The organism is Roseovarius sp. MBR-51, from assembly GCF_053628575.1.
The window spans coordinates 242,700-263,091 of sequence record NZ_JBRJGQ010000006.1 but is presented as its reverse complement, the minus strand read 5'-3'; the positions used below and the strand labels follow the sequence as shown (position 1 = coordinate 263,091).

Genomic DNA, 20,392 nt, shown 5'->3' with positions numbered 1-20,392 from the left:
GATAGGTTTCTTGCCTGTATGAAACCTGCCTCAATAACTTAACGCCCGCTTCGTGCGGGCGTTTTTTTTGGTCTGCTCGCGAGAGCGTGATGGGTATTGCCGTGCAATTTGCAGATGCAGCAGATATGCTGCGCACGCAATGGTTATTGGGAGACAGAGCATGAGTGTCAAAGGCAAAACCGCCATCATCACGGGGTCAAACTCGGGCATCGGTCTGGGCATCGCTGAAGAACTGGCGCGGGCTGGTGTGAATGTCGTGCTAAATTCCTTTACCGATTCGGAAGAGGACCACGCGCTGGCCAAGCGAATCGCCAAGGAGACCGGCGTCGAGGTGCGCTATATTCAGGCCGACATGTCCAAGGGCGATCAATGCCGGGCCTTGATCGAAAAGGCGGGGCGCTGTGATATTCTGGTGAACAATGCAGGAATTCAGCATGTGGCGCCGATTGACGAGTTTCCGAGCGACAAATGGGATGCGATCATCGCGATCAACCTCAATTCCGCGTTTCACACCACCGCAGCCGCGCTGCCAATGATGCGCAAGGCAGGTTGGGGCAGGGTGATCAATATCGCCAGCGCCCATGGTCTGACCGCGAGCCCTTATAAATCCGCCTATGTGGCGGCCAAGCATGGCATCGTGGGCCTGACCAAGGTCACCGCGCTGGAAACCGCGAAAGAGCCGATCACGGCCAATGCGATCTGTCCGGGCTATGTGCTGACCCCGCTGGTCGAGGCGCAAATTCCGGATACGATGGAGAAATACGGCATGGGGCGTGAAGAGGTGATCGAGAAGGTCATGCTCGAGCGGCAACCGTCCAAGGAGTTCGCCACGACCGAACAATTGGGCGGCACGGCGTTGTTTTTGTGCTCGGATGCCGCGGCGCAGATCACCGGCACGACGATCAGCGTCGATGGGGGCTGGACGGCGCTCTGAAGGGCGGGAAGCCCCGGCTCAGGTTGTGCCCCCGCGCGATTAGCACCGAAGGTGCCGCGCGGATCGCTGGGCCGTCCCGCGGCCTAGCGACCGCGCGGCTCTGGGTATAGGGCCCCGCCTAATCCCCTGCCTTTTTGCGCGTTTCCTCGGCTTTTTTCTGATCCGGATAGACCAGACCGGCAGAGATCACCAGTTTGGCCGCGTCCTCGATGGTCATCTCAAGCTCGATCACATCCTCGCGCGGGAAATAGAGCAGAAAACCAGAGGTGGGGTTGGGCGTGGTCGGCACGAAGACGCTCAGAACCTCACTCTCGGTTTTGGCCTTTTCGCTGATCTCGCCGCGTGCCTCGGTCGAGATAAAGCCGATGGCCCATATCCCCTTGCGTGGATATTCGACAAGGCAGGCTTTCTCGAAGCTGCGTTCGGATTGGGCAAAGACCGTTTCGGCGATCTGTTTCACACCGGAATAGATGGAGCGCACCACCGGCATCCGGTTCACAAGCGATTCCGCGAAAAGGATAAGGGACCGCCCGATCAACCCCTTGGCGATCCAGCCCACAAGAACCGTGAAGATCAGGAAGATAATGACGCCGACACCGCGCAGGTTGATGCCGATATATTGTTCGGGCTGATACTGCGCAGGGATGAGGGGCAGCACGAAGCCATCGACCCAACCGATCAGCGTCCACATCAGCCAGACCGTCAGGCCCACGGGGGCAATCACCACAAGCCCGGTCAGAAAGGACGCGCGCAGACCGCCAAAGCGTCTGGCTTTGCGCGGTGGAGGGGGCAGGTCGTCAAAGGGTGTGTTCATCACGGTTCCATCACGCGGATCATGCGGATATCTAGGCACAATGTCGCCCGCTCACAATGGGGCATCCGGCGCTGTCGAACGTCACGTTCAAAATACCTGACTGGGGCTTGTATCGGGCCAAGAGCGCAGGTATACGCGCGCCACTGAACCCCGCAGGTATGGGCGGGCTGACAGGGGAGACATCCCTGTCCGTCCACCGGTTGAAGCACCCGCTTCTCTTCCCATACCGAGGCGAAAACCGGAAAAGGAAAACGAGACATGGCTCTTCCCGAGTTCACGATGCGTCAGTTGTTGGAAGCTGGCGTTCACTTTGGCCACCAGACGCAGCGTTGGAATCCCCGTATGGGCGAATTCATTTATGGCGCGCGCAATGGCATCCATATCATGGATCTGACGCAGACCGTGCCGCTGCTGGATGCGGCGCTGCATGCAATCCGTGAGACGGTTGCCAAGAATGGCCGCATTCTGTTCGTCGGCACCAAGCGTCAAGCCGCGCAGCCGATTGCCGAAGCTGCGGAAAAATGCGCTCAGTATTACATGAACCACCGCTGGCTCGGTGGCACGCTGACCAACTGGCAGACCGTGTCGAAATCGATTCAGCGTTTGAAGCAGATCGACGAGATGATGGAAGTCGGTGCTGAAGGTCTGACCAAGAAAGAACGTCTTGGCATCGAGCGCGACCAGATCAAGCTTCAGGCGAGCCTGGGCGGTATTCGCGAAATGGGCGGCGTGCCGGACATGCTGTTCGTCATCGACGTCAAGAAAGAGGCGCTGGCCGTGGCCGAAGCCAACAAGCTGGGCATCCCGGTTGTCGGTATCGTTGACACCAACTGCTCGCCCGATGGCATCGACTATATCATCCCCGGCAACGACGACGCCGCGCGTGCCATTGCGCTCTATTGCGATCTGGTCAGCCGCGCGGCGCTGGACGGCATGTCCGCCCAGTTGGGTGCGGCAGGCGTCGATATGGGTGCCTTGGAAGATGTGCCAGTCGAAGAAGCCTTGGCCGAAGTTGCCGAAGCCGAAAGCTGAAGCTGCGTCATGAAACTGACATGGGGGCAGGGGTATCCCGCCCCCAATCCCGAGACTGATTTGAGGAGAGCCGGTATGGCGATCACTGCTGCAATGGTTAAAGAACTGCGCGAGAGCACGGGCGCAGGCATGATGGACGCAAAGAAGGCGTTGACCGAAACTGATGGCGACATGGAAGCCGCTGTCGATTGGCTGCGCACCAAGGGGCTGGCCAAGGCTGCCAAGAAATCCGGCCGCACGGCGGCTGAGGGTCTTGTCGCGGTCAAGGTCGCGGGCGGCGTAGGTGTGGCGGTCGAGATCAACTCCGAGACCGACTTTGTTGCCAAGAACACTGATTTTCAGAGCATGGTTGCCACGATTGCTGATGCCGCTATCGGCGTGGCCGATGTGGAGGCCCTGAAAGCCGCCACGGTGAATGGCAAGGCCGTCGCTGATATCGTGACCGACAAGATCGCCACGATCGGCGAGAACATGGCGCTGCGCCGGATGGCCCGGATCGAAGGCGACGGCGTGGTGGCCTATGTCCACAATGCCGCAGCCGAGGGTATGGGCAAGATCGGCGTTCTCGTGGCCTTCAAGGGTGATGAGGGCTTTGCGCGCCAAGTGGCGATGCACGTCGCCGCAACCAACCCCGCCGCGCTGAACGAAGCGGTTCTGGACCCGGCGATTGTCGAGAAAGAACGTCAGGTTCAAATCGACATCGCGCGCGAATCGGGCAAGCCGGACGCTGTGATCGAAAAGATGATCGTGGGCCGCATGGCCAAGTTCATGGCAGAGGTGACGCTGATGGGTCAGTCCTTTGTGATGAACCCCGATCTGACCGTCGAGGCAGCGACCAAGGAAGCCGGGACCGAGATTATCGGTTTCGTGCGTCTGGAAGTGGGCGAAGGCATCGAGAAGAAAGAAGAAGATTTCGCCGCAGAAGTGGCCAAGGTCGCACAGGGCTAAGCTCTGGTAATATTCAACTATTAAGGGCATCCTTTGGGATGCCCTTTTTCATTCGCGGCTAGGCCGGAATCAAAACGGTGCCACCCCGAGGGATGACACCGGTCTTTGATCGCGTCGTCTATTGGGGATGAAACGACGTTTAGATAGGCGCCGACCGTCAGTCCCGATCAATAAGAACCAACGGCCGACATCCGGTAGGACCGGAAAGGACGACATCACCTGCTCAATAAAACAAGCTCCGCAATCCGAAGTGTTCCCAGGCAAATAGCCACCACTCACGGAACAGTGATATCATGCTACGTAACGTCAAGTCGGGAAAGTAAGGTATTCCATACCATCTGATATCTATCAGATTTTAATAGTTTTAATTCTCGAGAATGAAAATCTGATTTTGAAATGCAGCTTTTAGAACCGCCTGTGCCGTGGTTTCGACTGAGAGCGCCTGACGCGCGAGGCGCAGGTGCTTTTCCACTGTGGCAGAGGTCAGGCCCATAATGATCGCGATATCCTGGACGGTCTTGCCGTCACCGACCCAACCGAGCACTTCGCGCTGTCGTGGTGTGAGGGCACGGCCCGGTGCGGTATAGGGCAGGGAGAGAATCCGAAGATGCGCCACATTATTGAGGGCGAGGATCTGTTCGCCATTCTTTTTCCAGAGCGCATCCACTTCTGATTGCATCATGCCTTTCTGTGCGGTGAGGGCGATGGCCCCTTTGGTGCGTGGGCTGAGGGATTTGAAACTGATGGAGTAGCCTGCCGTGACACCGTGCGACTGGTTGAACTCGAACACCCGGCGCTCTTGCGGGGTCAGCGTCCCGCTGTCGATCATGTCGCGCAACACCGACCAAGAGCAAGCACCGTCATTGTCGAGCGCCCAGCGGACCATCGGGGCATTGAAATACAAGCCTTCGCCCACGAAGACATCCGTATACCTAGGACTGTGGTTCGTCAGCATAAGAAAATCGTCGGGGTCACCCAAGGACGTTGCGGTGCGATAGCGCGTGTAGCCGTAGATCAAACGATCAAAGCCATAGTCCGCCATGAACCGGGTGTGCAGATCCCAGAGTTCTTCGATAGATGCGGCGTTCAACAGGGCATTGATGCTGGAGGCTTCTATCATCCGGGACTCTCCAGATGGCCAAGCAGTGCGTCGAGTGCGAGGACATAGCCCCGCGCGCCAAAGCCGCAGATCACACCCAAAGCCACGCGCGCAATGTAAGACTGGTGCCGAAACGCCTCACGGGCGTGGACGTTGGAGAGATGCAATTCAATCGTTGGAATGGCCACGGAACTGATCGCATCCATCAGGGCGACGGAGGTGTGGGTATAGGCTCCGGCGTTCAGGACAATTCCGTCGTAGGTTCCGCGAGCCGCATGAATGGCGTCGAGCAGTGCACCTTCGTGATTGCTCTGGGCAAAGGCGACCGTGACACCGCGCTGAGCGGCGGCGGCGTGGCACATCGTTTCGATGTCTTTCAAGGTCGTGCGCCCGTAAACCTCGGGCTGCCGCGTCCCCAAAAGATTGAGGTTTGGTCCGTTCAAAAATAGAATTGCGGTCATGGTATCGCTCCTGAGACCTTCTCTTAAACCGCAAATCCTTGGCCTGTCGAGACTTGAGTGGTCGTATCTCGTGGATCAAACGGAAAGGCCGACCTGCGGATACCCTAGTGAACTTGACCTGACAAGGGAAGGTGTCGCACTAAATTTACTCCTCGCATCGGGCGTAGATTAACATACACCGTTAACTCTTTGTATTACGGAACTAAAGATTAGATATTGAGCGGTTGAACACGGTTTGGTTAATGCCTATTAATTACATAATACTGATTATGCGATAAATTGATTGCAGTAATCAGGACCTATTGCAGCGGTTCATGACGATCTGCATGCGATGATCCGGACACGAGAAATGGCCCAAGAGCGGATCTTTGCCCGGGGCTTCGATCACTCTCAGACTGAGCCATGTGGCAAGCGCCGCAAAGACCACCCCACCCACGGCCTGTCCCAACAACACGCCCTGCGCGCCCCAGATCATTCCGAAGGCTATGGCAAAGGGCCAGATGCCCAACGTGTTGCGCGCCCAGTTGACCGACGTCGAATAGCCCGGATGTCCAAGGTTGTTGAACGAAGCATTGGCGACAAAGATCGTGCCGTTGAAGAAGGACGCGAGGGCCAATGGCCCGAGATACAGGTAAAGCAAGGTGCGCATCTCGCCGGTGGCATTGAACAGGTCCGCGATGGGAGCGCGGAAGACGAAGAGCAGCGCCGACATGGCGATCACATAGAGGGCTAGAAATTTGATCCCCTCAAAGAAGGTTTCTTGCACCCGATCCAGTCGCCCTGCCCCGAAATTCTGACCAAAGATCGGGCCAATCGCCCCGGAAAGCGCGAGAACGACTGAGAAAACCACAGGAACAAGCCGATTGATCACGGCCATGCCCGCGACGGCATCCGCGCCGTACTTTGCCATTTCCCGCGTTACGATGGCAGCCCCGACCGGGGTTGCGATGGTCGCCAGAACAGCAGGCACCGCAATCTTGATTGCGCCGCCGCAATCGCGCAGTACACATCCCAAATGCGGTTTGGAAAAAGCGCTGTACCGGGACATCGCGAGACTAAGCGCCAGAACCATGGTCGCCACGCGCGCCACCACGGTCGCGAATGCCGCCCCCTCAAGGCCCATGCTGAGGCTGAATATCAGGATCGGGTCCATCACGAGATTGACGGCCGCCCCCAAAAGTGCCGGATACATCGCGCCGCGCGCGTCGCCATAGGCCCGCAGCACGGCCACTGCGACCATGGAGAGGCCAGAGACAAAGGTTGTGGGCAGGATGATCCAGAGATAGCTGGCCGCCATATCAAGCATGGCCCCTTTGGTCCCGACAAGCCCGAGAATGTCGTCGAGGAACGGCAAGGCCAGAAGCGGCAGGATGAGGCCAACTCCGATGGCGATAACGGCCGTCGTGCTGGCATAATCGCGGGCGGCGGCACGATCCTCGCGCCCTTCTGCCTGTGCCACCAACGCACCTGCGGCGATGGAGAGCCCGATATTGACCGCGCTGGCAAAGAACATGACCGTGCTGGCATAGCCTGCGGCAGCCGCCAATTCCTCGCGGCCCAGCATGGAAATGAAAAGGATATCAATAAGATCGACAGCGAAAATCGCCATCAATCCGATGCTCGAGGTGAATGACATTACCGATATGTGCCGAAAAAGATTGCCTCGGGTAAAGCTGCCGCCGGTGTCGGTGAGGGCCATGTCATGCTCCTGTTACATCACGCATGCTGACATAGACGCACAACGCCGCTCTGCAACTGGGGCAGGATCAACAGTGTGTGTGCGTTTTTGCTCAGCGGCGGGCGGCAGCCAGATGCACCAGACGTGCCCCGGTCTCGTAATAGAGTGATTTCAGAGTGACGAAGTGTTCTGAGTGGCTGTCTACCACGGGAACTGGAAGCCCGGCTTCATCCCCGCTCAGCAAAGCCTGAGCGGCGGCACGACCGAACACCGTGCCGGGACCGATGCCGCGGCCAGAGTATCCGAAAATGGCAAGCGCGCCCTGCCCCATGCGTTGAATGCGCGGCAAATGATCATGGGTCATGGCGATGCGCCCGGCCCAAGCGTGCGCGATATCCGCCCCTGCCAGACGCGGGAAAAGCTGTGCCAGTTTGCGACGGGCCCAGTCGGCGTGCAAACCGACATCCCCCCCCATGCCGCCGAGGATGACGCGCCCTGCTTGATCGCGGCGCACCGACGTCATCACGAGGCCTGTGTCCCAACACCCCTCACCTCCGGCCAGAATTTCACCTGCGAGATTGTCGCCAATTGGCGCAGTCGCCAGCTGAAAATACTGCACGATCGGCACATCGGGGCGGGCGACATGGGTGACGGGGCGGTGATAGGCGTTGGTGGCGATGAGCAGATGCCGCGCGCGGAGTTTGCCGCCGGGGGTGGTGATGATCCATTGTCCGCTGCGGTGTTCGGCAGCGGTGACGGGGGTGTCCTCACAGATCAAGGCACCGGCGTCTCGGGCGGTGCGGGCCAGACCACGCGCATAGGCGAGCGGTTGAATCGTGCCCGCGCGCGCATCATGCAGCGCGCCATAAAATCGATCTGTTCCGGTGCGTTGCGTGGTTGTCTTCATGTCAATAAGGCGCACAGGGGCACCCCGCGCAGCCAGTTGGGCATGGCGCGATTCCAAGTCTGCCATGGCCTTGGGCGCATGCGCGAGATGCAGGGTTCCGTTGCGCGTGGGTTCGCAGGCGATGCCGTGCTGCGCGATCAGGTCGAACACCAGCGAAGGCGCCTCGGCCAACACGGCATTGAGATGTTCGCCTGCCTCTGCTCCAAGGATCTTGCACACCTCATCAGGAGGGAGCCAAAGGCCAGCATTGACAAGGCCCACGTTGCGGCCAGAGCCGCCCTCGCCCACGGTTTCGGCCTCGAGCACCGCCACATCGGCCCCCTGCCCTGCGGCATAGAGCGCCGCCGACAGCCCCGTGAATCCCGCGCCGATAATTGCAAGGTCCACACTGCGTTCGCCGCGCAGGGGCTGTGCGGCAAAGGTTTCGCGCGAGCTGTCACGCCATAGATTGCCAAGGGCAGACATGGATCAAAAGAAGGCCTGAAGCCCGGTCTGGGCGCGGCCCAGGATCAGGGCGTGGACGTCATGAGTGCCCTCGTACGTGTTCACGGTCTCGAGGTTTACCATATGCCTAATAACTTGAAATTCCTCTGAAATCCCGTTGCCGCCATGCATGTCGCGGGCGTGACGGGCGATGTCCAGCGCCTTGCCGCAATTGTTGCGCTTGATCATCGAAATCATCTCGGGGGCGGCGTTGGCCTCGTCCATCAGGCGGCCGACGCGCAGGGCGGCTTGTAGGCCCAAGGTGATCTCAGTCTGCATATTGGCCAGTTTCAGCTGGAAAAGCTGGGTCTGGGCGAGCGGGCGGTTGAACTGTTTGCGATCAAGCCCGTATTGCCGGGATGCGTGCCAGCAGAATTCCGCAGCGCCCATGACACCCCAAGCGATGCCGTAGCGGGCGCGGTTCAAACATCCAAAGGGGCCTTTAAGTCCTTGAACATTAGGGAGAAGTGCCGATTCCGGCACCTCGACATTATCCATAACGATCTCACCGGTGACGGAGGCACGGAGCGAGAGTTTGCCGCCGACCTTGGGGGCGCTCAGGCCCTTCATGCCCTTCTCCAGCACGAAACCACGGATCTTGCCGTCATGTGCGTCAGACTTGGCCCAGACCACGAACACATCCGCGATAGGGCTATTTGATATCCACATCTTGGTGCCGGTGAGTCGATAACCACTATCTGTGCGCAGAGCACGGGTTTTCATACCGGCGGGATCGCTGCCTGCGTCCGGTTCTGTCAGGCCAAAACAGCCGATGAGATCGCCGCTGGCCAGACCGGGCAGATATTTGCGGCGCTGCTCTTCTGACCCGTAGGCATAGATCGGGTACATCACGAGCGAGGACTGCACGCTCATCATCGAGCGGTAACCCGAATCAACCCGCTCGATTTCGCGGGCGACGAGGCCATAGCTGACATAGTTGGAGCCGAGCCCGCCGTATTCCTCGGGGATGGTGGTGCCCAAGAGGCCCATTTGCCCCATTTCCTTGAAGATTTCGGGGTCCACCCGCTCTTCCCGGTAGGCGGCGATGACGCGCGGTTGCAGCACTTCTTGCGCGAAAGTGCGGGCGCTTGTGGCGATCATGCGCTCTTCTTCGGAGAGTTGGTCATTCAGGCGGAAAGGGTCGGCCCAATCGAAAGAGTTAAGATCCGGTGCATCCTTTGCGCGCAGCGTCGGCGTCTTGGCGTTCATGGCGGACTCCCTATGAGTATTTTTACACGTTGAGGGCAGGTTACACTGGCGTAGACGCGAAGAATAACGATAATTTCACATACACATATGAGTAAACCGCAAGAATGACCCTGCCCCGTCGCTTTCTCCCGTCCATATCGTCCTTGCGCGCGCTGGAGGCGCTCGATCGTCTGGGCAGCGCCACGGCGGCGGCGGCGGAGCTGTCACAAACACAAAGTGCGGTCAGCAGGCAATTGAAAACACTGGAAGATCAGCTTGGCGTCGGGTTGATCGTGCGGCAGGGCCGCGGCATTCATCTGACCCCGGAAGCGGCGGATTATGCGGATAAAATCCGCGGAGCATTGCAGCAGATTGCACAGGCCTCGGTCAAGTTGACGGTCAACCCGGTGGGCGGCAGTCTGAGCCTTGCGATTCTGCCCACATTCGGGATGCGTTGGCTGGTGCCGCGACTGGCAGACTTTGCACGGCTGCACCCGGAGGTGACAATCAACCTGTCGACCCGGTTGAAGCCGTTTAACTTTGTCACAGAACCCTTTGATGCCGCGATACATTTCGGAAGTTCAGATTGGCTTGGAACTGAGGCTTTGCGCCTGCGGACGGAGCGGGTCGTTGCCGTGGCAACGCCCGAATTTCTAGCACGACAGGGACCAATTGAGAGTGCGGAAACCCTATTGCGTCTGCCGCTTTTACAGATTGAAACCCGGCCTTCTGCCTGGCCCACGTGGTTCGAGGCGCAGGGGATTTCAGGGGCAAAGGTCACAGGCACGATCTATGATCAATTTTCAACCATTACACAGGCAGCGTTGCATGGGCTTGGGATTGCGCTCTTGCCGGATTATCTGGCCGAACAGGATTTGGCGACGGGGCGATTGACAACAGCTTGGGGTGACAAGACGCTGATTTCGGGAGCTTATTACTTGGTTTGGCCAGTTCAGAACGGACGCGATCCGGCGCTGCGCAAGTTTCGCGATTGGCTGGCGGGACAGGCCGAGGATGAGGACCTGTTGCCGCGCTGAGCGACCGGGCCGGGAGATGGCTGATTTGGTGGGATGTACGAGTGTGCGGAGTTTCCACACGGCTTTAACGATTTCGCAAGCCTCTGCCTGCAAGATGAGGAGGCGTGAGTCGTCCGGGGAGTTGGACTGATCCCCCGACCCCGTTGCCACGCGTGCGTTGGACTTGGAAACAGGAGGGCCAGAGGATTAGGACACTGCGCTCAGATTAAACCGGATTAACCGAGTGTCGAGAGGCCCGTGCGCATGGACATGCTCTGACGCCGTCAGCCCCCGCAAGCCCGCGGTCAGCCTAAGGCGTAGCCCGCGCCGCGCACGGTGCGCAGCGGGTCTTCGCCGCCAAATTGGCAGAGCGCCTTGCGCAACCGGCCGATGTGGACATCGACGGTGCGGGTGTCGACATAGATGTCGCGACCCCAAACGCGGTCAAGGAGTTGCTCGCGGGACCAGACGCGGCCCGGCTTTTCCATGAAGGTGGACAGCAGGCGAAATTCGGTCGGGCCGAGTTTCAACGGTTTTTCGCTGCGGGTCACGCGATGGGTTTCGGCATCGAGCACGATGTCGAGATATTCCAGTCGCTCTCCGACGGTTGCGGGGCGGGTGCGGCGCAGTTGGGCGCGCACGCGGGCCATGAGTTCAACAAGCGAATAAGGCTTGATCACATAGTCATCGGCGCCCGTCTCCAACCCGCGCACGCGGTCCACCTCTTCGGAGCGGGCCGAGAGCATGATGATCGGGATGCCGCGTGTTTCGGAGCGGGTCTTGAGCTGGCGGCAGACCTCGATGCCCGACACATTCGGCATCATCCAGTCAAGGACGATGATGTCGGGCGGCATCTCGGACACCATCAGGAGCGCCTCTTCGCCATTGCTGGCGGTGAGGACGTGAAAGCCGTCTGCCTGAAGGTTATAGCCGAGCACCTCTCGCTGTGCTGGCTCGTCTTCGACGAGAAGGACGGTAGGTTGATCTGCGGACATCGGGCTTTCCTATCCTAGGCCTTGACCTTGGGGGCGAGATTGGGGTCGATGGACGTGTCGTCGCCCTTGGGGCGCGGATCGTCCGGGAAGGAGCCGGAGACGAGGTAGACCACCTGTTCCGCAATGGCCGTCACCAGATCACCCATGCGCTCGGTGTTCTTGGCAATGAAATGCAAGTGCATGCAAGGCGTGATGTTGCGCGGATCTTCCATCATGAAGGTGAGGAATTCGCGAAAGATCGCGTTATACATCTGATCGACGTCTTGATCACGCCGGATCACCTCGTGGGCGAGGTCGACATCGCGTTGGATATAAGCGTCGAGCACGTCCTTGAGCATTTCTTCGACCTCGCGCGCCATGCGGCGCAGGGCCGAGGGGGAGCCATTGACGGCGGTCATCTGGCTGAGGACCGAGGTGCGCTTGGCCATATTCTTGGCATAGTCGCCGATGCGCTCTAGGCTGGCGGAGATCTTGATCACGGTCAGGACAACCCGCAGGTCGCGCGCGGCGGGCGACCGCAGGGCCAGAACGCGGGCGGCCTCTTCGTTGATCTGCTCTTCGAGCGCGTCAATCGCCTTGTCGCGGCCGCGCACCTCTTCGGCTAGCTCGTCATCGCGGGTTTCGAGCGAGCGGGCAGCATCGGAGATCGCGCGTTCGACCATGCCGCCCATCTTCATGATATGGGCCTGAATGGTCTCGAGGTCGCGGTCGAAGGAGGAGACGATGTGCTGATGGTCGGACATGGGGAGTTCCTTAGCCAATGCGCCCGGTGATGTAGCTCTCGGTGCGCTCATCCTTGGGGTTGGTGAAAATCTGGCCGGTGTCGCCAAATTCGACGAGATGACCCAAGTGGAAGAAGGCGGTTTTCTGGCTGACGCGGGCGGCCTGCTGCATCGAGTGGGTGACGATGACCACGGAAAACTCCTGTCGCAATTCGTCGATGAGTTCCTCGACCTGCGCTGTGGCGATGGGATCGAGCGCCGAGCAGGGTTCGTCCATCAGGAGCACTTCGGGCGAGGTGGCGACGGCACGGGCGATGCAGAGGCGCTGTTGCTGGCCCCCCGAGAGGCCGGTTCCCGGTTGATCGAGCCGGTCTTTGGCCTCGTTCCAGAGCGCGGCGCGGCGCAGGGATTTTTCGACGATCTCGTCCAGTTCGGATTTGGTCCGGGCAAGACCGTGGATGCGCGGGCCGTAGGCCACATTGTCATAGATCGACTTGGGGAACGGGTTGGGTTTCTGGAACACCATGCCCACCTTGGCGCGCAATTGCACCGGATCGACCTTTTTGTCGTAGATGTCTTCGCCGTCGATGTGGATATCCCCCTCGACGCGGCAGATGTCTATGGTGTCATTCATCCGGTTGATGCAGCGCAGGAAGGTGGATTTGCCACAGCCCGATGGGCCGATGAAGGCGGTCACGGTCTTGTCGGCGATATCGACATTCACGTCCTTGATGGCATGTGTATCGCCATAATAGACCTGCACATTGCGCGCGGCGATCTTGATGTCGTTATTGCTCACTCTGGTCTCCGAGAGTTTTGGGGCGTCATACATGTGTCTATACCTTTGTTTACCAGCGGCGTTCAAACCGTCTGCGCAGAAGGATGGCAGCGATGTTCATCAGCACGAGGAAGACGAGCAGCACGATGATGGCCCCGGACGCGCGTTCGACAAAGGCCGGATCGCCGCGTTGGGTCCAGTTGTAAACCTGCACCGGCAGGGCGGCGGCGGGATCAAAGAAGCCTTCGGGCGGGCCGCCGGGGTATTCGCGCACAAAGGCCACCATGCCGATGAGCAGCAAGGGGGCTGTTTCGCCAAGCGCCTGTGCGAGCCCGATGATTGCGCCCGTGAGAATACCGGGCATGGCGAGCGGCAGGACGTGGTGAAAGATCGCCTGCATCTTGGACGCGCCCACACCGAGCGCTGCATCGCGGATCGAGGGGGGCACGGATTTGAGCGCCGCACGGGTGGCGATGATGATGGTGGGCAGGGTCATCAGGGTCAGCACGAGGCCGCCGACGATGGGGGCCGATTGCGGCAGGCCCACCATGTTGATGAAGATCGCAAGGCCGAGGATACCGAAGACGATGGAGGGCACCGCCGCGAGGTTGGAGATATTCACCTCGATGAGATCGGTCCAGCGGTTCTTGGGGGCGAATTCCTCGAGATAGATGGAGGCCGCGACACCGAGCGGCAGCGCCAGCACCAGAACGATCAGCATCATGTAAATCGAGCCGATGATGGCCACGCCGAGACCGGCAGCCTCGGGGCGGGTGTCGGAGGCATCGGGCGCGGTGAAGAAGGCCCAGTTGAACTTGGTTGTGAGGATGCCTGCGTCTTTGAGTTGCTCCGCGAGTTGCAGCTGCTCTGGGGAGATGTTGCGGTCGAGGGCTGCGCTTTCCATGGTCACGCGACCCTTGAAAAACCCGTCGATCCGGCCTGCTGCAAGAAGGTCGAATTGCACCGTTTCGCCGATCCTGTCGGGGTTGGCGAGAACGAAGTCACGCAAGGACGCAGGCGCCTCCTTGGAGATCAGCTCTCCGGCGGCTTTGGCGGTGATGTCGGTGGCAGCGCCCACACGTTCGATGGCTGCTCCCATTGCGGCATCAATCAGAGGCGCGTAGCCAAAGGTGGATACTTTGGCGATATCCTCAGGGTTTCGGTTGCCGGTCTTGTCGAGTTTGGCGGGGTCGAGATAGACCTCCAGCTCGACAAAGGTCTGTTGAAAGGACGAGAGGCCACTGGCGAGGATCGACGTCAGCAGGCCAACCAGAGCCAGCAGGCCAATGGTGACCGCGACAAGACCCATCATGCGGAACCGCGCCTCTTTGGCGTTGCGCTGCTTGGTGCGGGCGTCCTGGGTGAGCAGCGAGCCTTTGCGCGGGGCAGGAATGGCCCCGGAGGAGGTGAGATCGGTCATTCGTACTGCTCCCGGTATTTGCGCACGATCACAAGGGCGATGACATTGAGCCCAAGCGTGAAGACAAAGAGCGTGAGGCCGAGCGCGAAGGCCACCAGCGTTTCGGGGCTGGCGAATTCGGTGTCGCCGGTCAACTGGCTTACGATCTTGACGGTGATGGTGGTCATGGCCTCGAACGGGTTGAGGCCGAGTTTGGCCGCGGCCCCTGCCCCCATGACGACGATCATCGTCTCGCCGATTGCGCGGGAGGCGGCCAGAAGGATGGCCCCGACAACACCCGGCAGCGCCGCAGGCAGGATCACCTGTTTGATGGTTTCGGATTTGGTGGCCCCGAGGCCATAAGCCCCGTCACGCATGGATTGCGGCACCGCGTTGATGATGTCATCCGAGAGCGAGGAGACAAAGGGAATGAGCATGATGCCCATCACCAGACCGGCTGTCAGCACCGAGGACGAGGAAGAGCCCAGCCCCAGCGGCGAGGCTACATAGTCGCGCAGGAAGGGGCCGACGGTGATCAGGGCAAAGAGGCCGTAAACGATGGTCGGGATGCCGGCCAGAACCTCGATTGCGGGTTTGGCGACGGCGCGCAGGGGTTTGCTGGCATATTCCGCGAGATAGATGGCGATCATCAGGCCAATCGGCACAGCGACCAGCAGGGCCAGAAAGCTGACATAGAGCGTGCCCCACAAAAGCGGCAGGATGCCCAGATCCGAGCCGCCGCGAAATTGCGGATTCCAGACGGTCGAGAAGAAGAAATCGCGGGCGGGGTACATCTTGAAGAAATTGATGGTCTCGAACAGAAGCGAGGCCACGATGCCCACGGTTGTCAGGATCGCCACCAGCGACGCCCCGATCAGGAGGGCCAGAACAAAGGTCTCCGAGGCGTTGCGGGCGCGCTGGTCGGGGTGGACGCGCAGCCATGACCAGACCAGCAGAGCGAGAGCCAAGCCAAGCACCGCCACGGTCATCAGGAAATGGCCGGAGTTCTGCGACGTGCGCAACTCCTTGGCTGCCTCGAACACCGGCACCGGCACGTCAGAGCCAAGCGCCACGCCGACGTTGCCAAGGCGGTTGCGGATATCGGTGGTATCGGCGTTCATCGCCTCGAGGTCGTTCTCGGACATCTGGCCGGCGATCATCAGGGCATCGAGCCCCTCAGCGATGCGACGGACATCGGCCATGACAAGGCTCTTGGCCCCGCCGTCGGGGATCACGCTATCGGGGATCATCTCTCCGATCCGGCCCTCGATCAGAAGCGGCTGCACAAAGAGCCAAGTCAGCATCAAGAGAAGCGCAGGGGCCGCAGTAAAAAGGGCAACGGCCTGACCGTAATAATTGGGCAGGGAATGCAATTTCTTGCCCGTGGCGTGTGAGGTTGCGAAGGCGCGCGCGCGCCCCAAGAAAAAGCCCAGCCCGCCAAGGCCGAGCACCATCAGGATTATATAGCCGGTACTCATCTGCTCTCCGCCGAAATGAGGGGGACGGCGCGCGTGACGCCATCCCCCGAGGTCCTTGGGCTTAGTTCAGCACGCCCATGGGAACGCGGTTCGCTACCATTTCCTGAGTCTTGGCAAGCTCTGGATCGGACACGAGGCCATAGGCCGAGAGCGGGCCATCGGGGCCTGCAATCTCGTCGGAGACGAAGAATTCGATGTACTCCTGCATGCCGGGGATCACATCGAGATGCGCGTTCTTGACGTAGAAGAAGAGCGGACGCGACACCGGGTATTCGCCGGATGCGATGGTCTCGACCGAAGGCTCAATGCCGCCCATCGTGGCAACCTGAAGTTTGTCGGTGTTGTTCTGGTAGAACGAGAGGCCAAAGACGCCGATGCCGTTCTTGTTGGCGTCAACGCGGGCCAGCGTTTCGGTGTAATCGCCGTCGATGTCGATCGACACGCCATCGGTGCGCAGCGCCATGCAGGCCTTTTCAGCGGCTTTCTCGTCGCCGCCATTGGCCGCGAGATGCGCGTCATAGGTGCCGTTTTCTTCGCAACCGGCGATGATCACCTTTTCGTCGAACACTTCGCGGGTGCCGTGCTTGGTGCCGGGCACGAAAGCGAGGATTTCGTCACCGGGCAGGTCGGCGCGCACGTCGGACCAGACCTTGTTGGTGTTGTCAGCCAGAGCGCCGTCCTTGACGACCTGAGCGGCCAGAGCCGCGTGCCAATCCGCAGGGGTAAAGGCATAGGCGGGGCCGTTGATGTCGGAGGCAAAGACGATGCCATCATAGCCGATGCGGACTTCCATGATCTCGGTCACGCCATTCGAGGCGCAGAGGTCGATGTCCGACTGCTTGATGCGCGAGGACGAGTTGGCGATGTCGATGGTGTTCTCGCCGACGCCTTCGCAGAGTTTCTTGCGGCCAGCGCCCGACCCGCCGGATTCAACGACCGGGGTGGGGAATTCAAAGTTTTCGCCAAAGGCTTCGGCAACGATCGCGGCATAGGGCAGCACGGTCGAGGAGCCAGCGATCTGGATGTTGTCACGGGCCGCGGCGGTGCCAGCGGCGAGGGCCGTCAGGGCCAGGGCGGAAACGGTGGATTTGAACAGCATGAGTTGCTCCTGAGTTCGGTTTCACGGGGCGCCCAGGCAGGGGCGACCTCGGGGCCAGCACTATGCGAGATCCACAACGCTTTTGTTACAGTTATGTAACTGTTTTATGACAGGTCGAGAAAGGCCCGGTTTCAGAGTGTTTTTTTGCGCTCGCAGGGTTTGAGTCAGGGCTCTTGCCGGTCCCATTGCGGCAGAATCACCGAAAACTCGGCTCCCTCACCCGGCCTGGAAGAGATTCGCAGCCGTCCCCGGTGGCGGTTGACGATATGTTTGACGATGGCGAGGCCAAGCCCCGTGCCCCCCATCTCGCGCGAGCGGTGGGTATCGACGCGGTAAAACCGCTCGGTCAGGCGGGGGATATGCAGCGGGTCGATGCCGGGGCCCTGATCGAGGACACGCGCCACAATGGCCGGGGCGCGCAGGGTGGCATCACGCGGGGTACGCTCCAGCGTGATGGTGATGTGGTTGCCGGTGCCGCCATATTTGATCGCGTTTTCAATCAGGTTGGTAAAGACCTGTTGCAACTGGTCGTCATTGCCGCGCACGACCATGCCTTCGGGTGGATCGAAAGTGATCTCGCAGGCGCGGTCGCGCGCCATGGGGCGAAGCGCATGCAGAACCGATCCGATCACCTGCCCCAAGTTCACCTCGTCGCGCGGGCGCACGCGCTCTTCGCTCTCGACCCGGCTGAGTGACAGAAGATCGCGCACAAGGCGTTCCATCCGCGCCGCCTCGGATTGCATGATCCCGAGAAAGCGGTCGATGGCGGCCTGATCGTGGCGCGCTGGCCCTTGCAAGGTTTCGATGAAGCCCATGAGCGCGGTCAAAGGCGTGCGCAGTTCATGGCTGACGTTGGCCACGAAATCGCGGCGCATTTGCGCGGCATGTTCGCGTTCGGTCATATCCTCGAAACACACGAGCGTACCGCGCGCATCCAGTGTTTCGACATAGCCCACATGCACCTGAAAGCTGTTGTCGCGCCCCGCCTCGGATGTTTGATAGGTGATCTTGCGTGGCTGACGGTCGCGCAATGTGGCCTCGATTGCCTCGAGCACATCGGGTTGCCGGAGCGCGGTCAAAAGATGCCGCCCCTCGAGCCCCTGCCCCAAGAGGTCGCGCGCGCCCTGATTGGCGGCAAGGATGCGATCCTGTGGCCCGACCAGAATGGCAGCAAGCGGGATGCCTGCAAGAACGGTGGCCAGACCCTGCATCGCGTGTCAGAGCGCCATGAGGCCGGTGCGATACCGGCGCATGTTCTGTTGATAATGCAAGGCCGTGGCGCGCAGGGCCGCAATCGCCGCCTCGTCGAGGCTGCGCACCACCCGTCCCGGCGCGCCCATCACGAGGCTGCCTTCGGGGATGTCCTTGCCTTCAGTGATCAAGGCACCTGCGCCAATCAGGCTGTTGCGCCCGATGCGAGCGCCGTTGAGCACGGTGGCCCCCATACCGATCAGTACATTTTCCTCCAGAATACAGCCATGCAGCATCGCCTTGTGCCCTATGGTGCAGCCCGACCCGATGAGGAGCGGATAGCCCATATCGGTGTGCAGGACGCAGTTTTCCTGCACATTGCTGCCAGCGCCGACGCGGATTTCCTCATTGTCGCCGCGCAGGGTGCAGCCGAACCAGACCGAGGCCAGATCCTCGATCACCACCTTGCCGATCAGGTTGGCATCAGGGGCAATCCAGGTGTTTTCAGCAATTTGCGGCGCGTGTCCGTCAAGCGTGTAGATCGTCATTGCATCTCCTCGAATTCGGTTTGCAGCGCACGCACATGGGCGGTCAGGCCCGGCTGCTGGCTGCGGCGCAGGCGCGTGGCCTCGATGATGGTCTTGAGCCGCGCCTCGGTGGCGTCGAGGTTGTCATTGATCAGCACAAAATCATAGCCATCCCAATGGCTGATCTCGTCCCAGCTTTTCTCCATCCGTTTGGCGATCACCTCGGGCGTATCCTGCCCGCGCGTCTCGAGCCTGCGGTGCAATTCGCGGATTGAGGGGGGCAGCAGAAAGATCGAGAGCGTATGCGCGCTTAGCGCCGAGTTGCGGATCTGCTGCGCGCCTTGCCAGTCGATGTCAAAGAGCACGTCGCGCCCGGCATCAATCGCCGCTTGCACCGGGCCACGCGGGCTGCCGTAGAAATGGCCGAACACATGCGCATGTTCCAGCATTTCGCCCGCTGCCACATCCTGCTTGAAGCGCGACTGTGACATGAAATGATAATCCTGCCCATCCATCTCGCCGGGGCGCGGCGCGCGGGTCGTGGCCGAGACCGAAAAGGCAATCGTGGAATCCCAGTCGCGCAGCCGCCGCGAGAGGGTGGATTTGCCAGCACCCGAAGGCGAGGACAGGATGATCAAGAGACCCCTGCGATTGCTCATTCTATGCCCTGCCCTTTTTCTTGGTGCAAATACTCAAATCCTGCGCTGTCCGCGCGCGCGTCATTCGACATTCTGCACCTGTTCGCGCATCTGGTCGATCACGGTCTTGAGGCTGAGACCGATCTCGGTCAGCCCGGTATGCTGCGCCTTGGAGCAGAGCGTGTTGGCCTCTCGGTTGAATTCCTGTGTGAGAAAGTCGATCTTGCGTCCGAGCGGCGAGCCGGCATCGAGCAAGTTCCGGGTGGCTGTGATATGGGCGGTCAGGCGGTCCAACTCTTCGGTCACGTCCAGTTTGACCGCGAGCAGGGCCAGTTCCTGAGCGAGGCGGGCGGGATCAAGGTCGGGCATCGCGTCGCGCAGGCGCGACAGGGCAGTCTGGTGCGCGCGGGCGACATCGGTGCTGCGGCTCTCGAGCACGGAGCGCGCCGCCGTTGTCAGGCGGGAAATCTCGTCCAGTTGGGCGCGCAGCACCTGCGCAAGCGCCGCGCCCTCTGAGGCGCGCATGGCAAGAAAATCGTTGAGGACGGGCTCGAAATCCGCAAGGATTGCCGCGCAGAGCGCGCTGGTGTCGCTCTCGCCCGTGCCTGCCTCGAGCACGCCGCGCAGGGACAGGATGTCGGCGGCGGTGGCCGGGGCAAGCGAGAGGCCGCAGGCCATGGCGCGGTCTTCGACGAGGGTCATGGCGCGCAGCACATCCTCAAGCCGGTCGGGATTCACCGCCATCTGGCCGCTGGCATCCTCGCTGGTGACACGCAGGTTCAGCGCCACATTGCCGCGTGTTATTGCCTGACCCAGTCTTGCCCGGAGGGCTGGCTCCAACCCGTCAATCCAGTCGGGCACGCGCAGGCGCAGGTCCAACCCCTTGCCATTGACGCCGCGCAGTTCCCAAGCCCAGCTATGGCCCATATGCGCGCCCTTGGCCGTCGCGAAAGCGGTCATCGAATGGATCATGCCTTGGGTCGTCCTTGGATCGTGCCGGTTTGC

Annotated in this window: 20 protein-coding genes; 4 read left to right on the top strand and 16 right to left on the bottom strand. The window is 60.6% G+C overall.

Annotation, left to right across the window (positions count from 1 at the left end; genetic code table 11):
• Positions 1-160: 160 nt before the first annotated feature.
• Positions 161-934: a 3-hydroxybutyrate dehydrogenase gene (locus ACSSVY_RS11050; RefSeq protein ID WP_454269607.1), complete on the top strand. Its 774-nt coding sequence runs from the start codon at positions 161-163 to the stop codon at positions 932-934.
• A gap of 118 nt (positions 935-1,052) precedes the next feature.
• Here the strand turns inward: ACSSVY_RS11050 and ACSSVY_RS11045 are convergent, their stop codons facing one another.
• A complete protein-coding gene (locus ACSSVY_RS11045) occupies positions 1,053-1,748 on the bottom strand; it encodes a DUF502 domain-containing protein (RefSeq protein ID WP_454269606.1) in 696 nt (231 codons plus the stop codon).
• A 258-nt stretch (positions 1,749-2,006) separates the two neighbouring features.
• Between ACSSVY_RS11045 and rpsB the strand changes: the two genes are divergently transcribed.
• Positions 2,007-2,780, top strand: a complete 774-nt coding sequence (gene rpsB, locus ACSSVY_RS11040) for a 30S ribosomal protein S2 (protein ID WP_040650670.1) — start codon at positions 2,007-2,009, stop codon at positions 2,778-2,780.
• Positions 2,781-2,855: 75 nt separating this feature from the next.
• Positions 2,856-3,728, top strand: a complete 873-nt coding sequence (gene tsf, locus ACSSVY_RS11035) for a translation elongation factor Ts (protein WP_454269649.1) — start codon at positions 2,856-2,858, stop codon at positions 3,726-3,728.
• 364 nt (positions 3,729-4,092) lie between these two features.
• On the opposite strand, the gene ACSSVY_RS11030 is transcribed toward tsf, so the two are convergent.
• The 5 genes from ACSSVY_RS11030 to ACSSVY_RS11010 all read right to left on the bottom strand — a co-directional run bounded on the left by ACSSVY_RS11030 (position 4,093) and on the right by ACSSVY_RS11010 (position 9,565).
• On the bottom strand, positions 4,093-4,848 hold the full coding sequence (locus ACSSVY_RS11030) for a LuxR family transcriptional regulator (protein WP_454269605.1): 756 nt from the start codon (positions 4,846-4,848) through the stop codon (positions 4,093-4,095).
• On the bottom strand, positions 4,845-5,288 hold the full coding sequence (gene aroQ / locus ACSSVY_RS11025; RefSeq protein ID WP_454269604.1) for a type II 3-dehydroquinate dehydratase: 444 nt from the start codon (positions 5,286-5,288) through the stop codon (positions 4,845-4,847). Before aroQ ends, ACSSVY_RS11030 begins: the two co-directional genes overlap by 4 nt.
• Positions 5,289-5,580: 292 nt before the next feature.
• Positions 5,581-6,987, bottom strand: a complete 1,407-nt coding sequence (locus ACSSVY_RS11020; RefSeq protein WP_454269603.1) for an MATE family efflux transporter — start codon at positions 6,985-6,987, stop codon at positions 5,581-5,583.
• A gap of 91 nt (positions 6,988-7,078) precedes the next feature.
• Positions 7,079-8,338 carry an NAD(P)/FAD-dependent oxidoreductase gene (locus ACSSVY_RS11015; protein ID WP_454269602.1) on the bottom strand — a complete coding sequence of 420 codons (1,260 nt, stop codon included), beginning with the start codon at positions 8,336-8,338 and terminating at the stop codon, positions 7,079-7,081.
• Positions 8,339-8,341: 3 nt separating this feature from the next.
• Positions 8,342-9,565 (bottom strand): acyl-CoA dehydrogenase, encoded by a 1,224-nt coding sequence (locus ACSSVY_RS11010; RefSeq protein ID WP_454269601.1) that lies wholly within the window; start codon positions 9,563-9,565, stop codon positions 8,342-8,344.
• 104 nt (positions 9,566-9,669) lie between these two features.
• On the opposite strand from ACSSVY_RS11010, the gene ACSSVY_RS11005 reads away from it, so the two are divergent.
• A complete protein-coding gene (locus ACSSVY_RS11005; protein WP_454269600.1) occupies positions 9,670-10,581 on the top strand; it encodes a LysR substrate-binding domain-containing protein in 912 nt (303 codons plus the stop codon).
• 284 nt (positions 10,582-10,865) lie between these two features.
• On the opposite strand, the gene phoB is transcribed toward ACSSVY_RS11005, so the two are convergent.
• From phoB to ACSSVY_RS10955, 10 genes are all read right to left on the bottom strand, one after another.
• Complete coding sequence (gene phoB / locus ACSSVY_RS11000) at positions 10,866-11,555, bottom strand: phosphate regulon transcriptional regulator PhoB (protein WP_454269599.1); 690 nt, start codon at positions 11,553-11,555, stop codon at positions 10,866-10,868.
• A 14-nt stretch (positions 11,556-11,569) separates the two neighbouring features.
• A complete protein-coding gene (phoU, locus tag ACSSVY_RS10995; protein WP_454269598.1) occupies positions 11,570-12,298 on the bottom strand; it encodes a phosphate signaling complex protein PhoU in 729 nt (242 codons plus the stop codon).
• A gap of 10 nt (positions 12,299-12,308) precedes the next feature.
• Positions 12,309-13,109: a phosphate ABC transporter ATP-binding protein PstB gene (pstB, locus tag ACSSVY_RS10990; RefSeq protein WP_454269597.1), complete on the bottom strand. Its 801-nt coding sequence runs from the start codon at positions 13,107-13,109 to the stop codon at positions 12,309-12,311.
• A 16-nt stretch (positions 13,110-13,125) separates the two neighbouring features.
• Entirely contained in the window at positions 13,126-14,475 is a 1,350-nt protein-coding gene (gene pstA / locus ACSSVY_RS10985) for a phosphate ABC transporter permease PstA (protein ID WP_454269596.1), read from the bottom strand.
• On the bottom strand, positions 14,472-15,932 hold the full coding sequence (gene pstC / locus ACSSVY_RS10980) for a phosphate ABC transporter permease subunit PstC (protein WP_454269595.1): 1,461 nt from the start codon (positions 15,930-15,932) through the stop codon (positions 14,472-14,474). Before pstC ends, pstA begins: the two co-directional genes overlap by 4 nt.
• 61 nt (positions 15,933-15,993) lie before the next feature.
• Positions 15,994-17,031, bottom strand: coding sequence for a substrate-binding domain-containing protein (locus ACSSVY_RS10975; RefSeq protein WP_454269594.1), 1,038 nt, complete (start codon positions 17,029-17,031; stop codon positions 15,994-15,996).
• Between the two features lie 164 nt (positions 17,032-17,195).
• Positions 17,196-18,242, bottom strand: coding sequence for an ATP-binding protein (locus tag ACSSVY_RS10970; protein WP_454269593.1), 1,047 nt, complete (start codon positions 18,240-18,242; stop codon positions 17,196-17,198).
• A gap of 6 nt (positions 18,243-18,248) precedes the next feature.
• Positions 18,249-18,770, bottom strand: coding sequence for a gamma carbonic anhydrase family protein (locus tag ACSSVY_RS10965; protein WP_454269592.1), 522 nt, complete (start codon positions 18,768-18,770; stop codon positions 18,249-18,251).
• Positions 18,767-19,408 (bottom strand): guanylate kinase, encoded by a 642-nt coding sequence (gene gmk, locus ACSSVY_RS10960; protein ID WP_454269591.1) that lies wholly within the window; start codon positions 19,406-19,408, stop codon positions 18,767-18,769. Before gmk ends, ACSSVY_RS10965 begins: the two co-directional genes overlap by 4 nt.
• A gap of 60 nt (positions 19,409-19,468) precedes the next feature.
• Positions 19,469-20,359 carry a YicC/YloC family endoribonuclease gene (locus ACSSVY_RS10955; protein ID WP_454269590.1) on the bottom strand — a complete coding sequence of 297 codons (891 nt, stop codon included), beginning with the start codon at positions 20,357-20,359 and terminating at the stop codon, positions 19,469-19,471.
• Between the last annotated feature and the right edge of the window lie 33 nt (positions 20,360-20,392).

What these genes read in the sequence shown, in the direction of transcription:
- ACSSVY_RS11050 (WP_454269607.1), top strand. Translation starts at nt 161, where the DNA reads ATGAGTGTCAAAGGCAAAACCGCCATCATCACGGGGTCAAACTCGGGC.
- ACSSVY_RS11045 (WP_454269606.1), bottom strand. Translation starts at nt 1,748, where the DNA reads ATGAACACACCCTTTGACGACCTGCCCCCTCCACCGCGCAAAGCCAGA.
- rpsB (WP_040650670.1), top strand. Translation starts at nt 2,007, where the DNA reads ATGGCTCTTCCCGAGTTCACGATGCGTCAGTTGTTGGAAGCTGGCGTT.
- tsf (WP_454269649.1), top strand. Translation starts at nt 2,856, where the DNA reads ATGGCGATCACTGCTGCAATGGTTAAAGAACTGCGCGAGAGCACGGGC.
- ACSSVY_RS11030 (WP_454269605.1), bottom strand. Translation starts at nt 4,848, where the DNA reads ATGATAGAAGCCTCCAGCATCAATGCCCTGTTGAACGCCGCATCTATC.
- aroQ (WP_454269604.1), bottom strand. Translation starts at nt 5,288, where the DNA reads ATGACCGCAATTCTATTTTTGAACGGACCAAACCTCAATCTTTTGGGG.
- ACSSVY_RS11020 (WP_454269603.1), bottom strand. Translation starts at nt 6,987, where the DNA reads ATGGCCCTCACCGACACCGGCGGCAGCTTTACCCGAGGCAATCTTTTT.
- ACSSVY_RS11015 (WP_454269602.1), bottom strand. Translation starts at nt 8,338, where the DNA reads ATGTCTGCCCTTGGCAATCTATGGCGTGACAGCTCGCGCGAAACCTTT.
- ACSSVY_RS11010 (WP_454269601.1), bottom strand. Translation starts at nt 9,565, where the DNA reads ATGAACGCCAAGACGCCGACGCTGCGCGCAAAGGATGCACCGGATCTT.
- ACSSVY_RS11005 (WP_454269600.1), top strand. Translation starts at nt 9,670, where the DNA reads ATGACCCTGCCCCGTCGCTTTCTCCCGTCCATATCGTCCTTGCGCGCG.
- phoB (WP_454269599.1), bottom strand. Translation starts at nt 11,555, where the DNA reads ATGTCCGCAGATCAACCTACCGTCCTTCTCGTCGAAGACGAGCCAGCA.
- phoU (WP_454269598.1), bottom strand. Translation starts at nt 12,298, where the DNA reads ATGTCCGACCATCAGCACATCGTCTCCTCCTTCGACCGCGACCTCGAG.
- pstB (WP_454269597.1), bottom strand. Translation starts at nt 13,109, where the DNA reads ATGTATGACGCCCCAAAACTCTCGGAGACCAGAGTGAGCAATAACGAC.
- pstA (WP_454269596.1), bottom strand. Translation starts at nt 14,475, where the DNA reads ATGACCGATCTCACCTCCTCCGGGGCCATTCCTGCCCCGCGCAAAGGC.
- pstC (WP_454269595.1), bottom strand. Translation starts at nt 15,932, where the DNA reads ATGAGTACCGGCTATATAATCCTGATGGTGCTCGGCCTTGGCGGGCTG.
- ACSSVY_RS10975 (WP_454269594.1), bottom strand. Translation starts at nt 17,031, where the DNA reads ATGCTGTTCAAATCCACCGTTTCCGCCCTGGCCCTGACGGCCCTCGCC.
- ACSSVY_RS10970 (WP_454269593.1), bottom strand. Translation starts at nt 18,242, where the DNA reads ATGCAGGGTCTGGCCACCGTTCTTGCAGGCATCCCGCTTGCTGCCATT.
- ACSSVY_RS10965 (WP_454269592.1), bottom strand. Translation starts at nt 18,770, where the DNA reads ATGACGATCTACACGCTTGACGGACACGCGCCGCAAATTGCTGAAAAC.
- gmk (WP_454269591.1), bottom strand. Translation starts at nt 19,408, where the DNA reads ATGAGCAATCGCAGGGGTCTCTTGATCATCCTGTCCTCGCCTTCGGGT.
- ACSSVY_RS10955 (WP_454269590.1), bottom strand. Translation starts at nt 20,359, where the DNA reads ATGATCCATTCGATGACCGCTTTCGCGACGGCCAAGGGCGCGCATATG.